The organism is Oleiphilus sp. HI0066, assembly GCF_001635725.1.
On record NZ_LWFH01000791.1, the window covers coordinates 1 to 2766 of the forward strand.

Genomic DNA, 2766 nt, shown 5'->3' on the forward strand with positions numbered 1-2766 from the left:
TAGTAATTTCATTAATACTGGAATTGATTCGGACCTCAGCTGGGCGGTGACCTTGTCAGCATCAGCTGTGTCGCATGTATTAGAATATATTCCTATCGGGGGTGTTCCGTAGCGGGTTATACCTGCATAACACGCGGCGGTAATAAATTTGGCGAGAGAGATTGGTGACTTTTTAGCGAGAGAGCTCATCGAACCGACAACTCCAGAAATTGGCACAGGCGACATTAAGATCAATGCATGGGCTTTAGCGTGAGCAGTGGCGTGAAGGGACGCAAGTCCACCAAGAGAATGGCCAATGACGGTCGGTGCCTTATCAAAGCTTTCGATTGCTTCAATGCATTCATCGACGTAGTCATTAAACCTTAGCTTAAGCCGTTCCTTAAAAGATAAATGATGCCCGCTGAAGGTCATGCAATGAACTTTAAAACCCATCGCTCTATAGTGCTGAGCAAAATTATCTTCCCAAATCCAAGAACCGGACATAGCGCCGGGAACAAACAGAATGGGCGTACTTGTATCGATGTTAAGCGCATTTATGTTTGAAGGCATCGCTTAGTCCTGTTGCAGTTCTTTGAGTACGAGTGACATGGTTTGTCGATTGAACCCCATTCCTAAATGAGAAACGTTCACTTCGATATATCGTGTTTGTTGGTCTTCGGGCAATACGCTGGCAGACCAATCAACGACGCCGTCTGTTTTACTAACAATTGCACTGAGCTTGCATTGAATGGGCTTCTTTTTTCGCTCTTCGACGCCAGCCTCAATCCAGTCCAGATCTAAGCCTTTTTTGGCCAAGATAGGTGCGGCCGCAGTATATTTTGGGCCGCCCGTAAGCGGCGTGCCCAGCGTTACGACATGATCGACCATTTCGGGTAAATCTCTCGCTACTTCTCGGGCAACTACGCCACCAAGGCTCCATCCGACTAGCGAAACTTGCTTTCCTGTTTGTTCGTAAAACTCTTTCACTCTCTCAGCCATTAGACCGCAGAGATGAGGTACACCGAACTCTCCATTATGAGGATTAGGAGGAGGTAACTCCCATTCCATGGAGTGCAGGTCATAATCTTTGTCTAGGCCAGCACGATTGACTCCAAGTCCCCAGCCCATTGCTTTAAACCCATGACGTTCTAGGAAAAACCGGAGTGGTTTCATGCTTGAATCACTAGCACCGAAACCAGGCAGAACAAATACGTGACGGCCTTTGCCTATATCTTTTTGCTGTTTTACGCTCAAATATGACATCCATGCGGGTAGGGCAGTTAGGTCAAGTGCGGCGCGGTATTCCAGCAGGCCATTCTTAAAACTCGGGGTACTAAGTTGATGTGTAGTGCTCATTGTGGGGTATCCATTGATGAGAGATTCATTTGTTCGCTGGTGTGTTGACTGACAATACCTTGGACAGCGAAATCGAAATCTTTGGAATTCAAATGAGATCGCATTTGTTGCATCAAGTTGCCGACTAAATCCACATCACTTTGTGAGAAGGGGGCTAGTTGTTGCGCAACGAATTGTTTGGCCGCTAGCTTGGCATTCGCTAACAGACTTTTTCCTGAGTCTGTTAATTCCAAAATGATGGATCTTTTGTCGAGAGCGTGTGACTTTTGATGAATCAAACCTCTTTCTAATAGACGACGAGTTACGCTGGTGATGTTGCCCTTCGTCACCAATAGCCTTTTGGCTACTTCTTTGGGCGTGGCCTTGTCACCTAAGCTCTCGATTCCAGTAAGTACATCAAATTGTGAAACCGTAAGATCGAAGTGGCTCATCATACGGGCATATTTTTGATGGCAGGTTTGATATGCCTCGACTAGGTGTTTCCAGGCAAGTAGTCGGTTTGATGCATCGCTTTGGGTGTGCAAGATCTGGCCTTAATTAGTTGAATATTCAATCAATATGGTTCAATACTGAACTAAACGGGCTTTGGATCAGGCTTATCGGGTGAAATAAACAAGAGGTAGGGTCTGAGTGAATATCTTACATGCTAGTACCATAATAACTAATGGCTCATGCTTAAGCCTTAAATAATAAGCGCATTCCCTTCGGAAGTTCTTACAAACTCGGTCGTATATTGCCAACACTGTTCGATATTCTTACGGCAGAGTACTTCCTCAACACAGCCCGTTTGCAAGGCGTGTCCTTGGTCAATTAACAGTGCTTTGTCGCAGTATTTCAGGACATGATTCAGGTCGTGCAGTACTGCAATGACACGTATGTTTTATTCACGACTTGAAGGCATGGTGATGATTAGTCCTCAGATTTTAATCAGCATTAATTCGATGTCATTCCCTTCGTATTGGTCTTGGAACTTTAAATTTTTGACTTAGTTTATCTTAAGCTTTGCGCTGTAAATAAAATTCTATATAATAATCATTCTCATTTGTAATAAGTCCATTCAATTTATTTTAAGTGTTCGGTTTATGTTTTTTTACTGCATGTCTCTTTTCGGTTGTGTGCGGCGATTTGTTGTTCGCGTCATGGCCCTGGTTTGCTTGGTAACGGTTTCACTCCCAGCGTTGTCGGAAGAAATGCTTGAAAAAGTTTTGAAGCTAACCCGGTCGTCACATGAAGTTGCATCCGCGTCGCAAACTAGAATCGATCAGCTCTCTGAAAAGACGCGTCAAACAGTAGATGAAGTTCTAGCAGCCGAGCGTCAACTCAATCTTGTTAAAGCCTACAATATTCAAATGCGTCGCTTGATTCAGGCGCAGGAAAAGGAAAAGGTAGAACTGCAGCAGCAGATTGATTCTATTTCCGAAACTGAACAAG

Annotated in this window: 4 protein-coding genes; 1 reads left to right on the forward strand and 3 read right to left on the reverse strand. The window is 44.4% G+C overall.

The features are described from left to right. From A3738_RS09505 to A3738_RS09515, 3 genes are all read right to left on the reverse strand, one after another. Positions 1-549: triacylglycerol lipase (locus A3738_RS09505; RefSeq protein WP_156504150.1), on the reverse strand; the 549-nt coding region annotated here is incomplete at its 3' end. Between the two features lie 3 nt (positions 550-552). Beyond that, the gene (locus A3738_RS09510; protein ID WP_068479920.1) at positions 553-1335 is read right to left on the reverse strand and encodes a triacylglycerol lipase; all 783 of its coding nucleotides are present in this window, start codon (positions 1333-1335) and stop codon (positions 553-555) included. Further along, entirely contained in the window at positions 1332-1859 is a 528-nt protein-coding gene (locus tag A3738_RS09515; RefSeq protein ID WP_156493295.1) for a MarR family winged helix-turn-helix transcriptional regulator, read from the reverse strand. Before A3738_RS09515 ends, A3738_RS09510 begins: the two co-directional genes overlap by 4 nt. A 573-nt stretch (positions 1860-2432) precedes the next feature. Between A3738_RS09515 and A3738_RS09520 the strand changes: the two genes are divergently transcribed. Continuing rightward, positions 2433-2766, forward strand: a 334-nt coding sequence (locus tag A3738_RS09520; RefSeq protein ID WP_197473756.1) for a DUF3450 family protein, incomplete at its 3' end; no start/stop codon positions are given.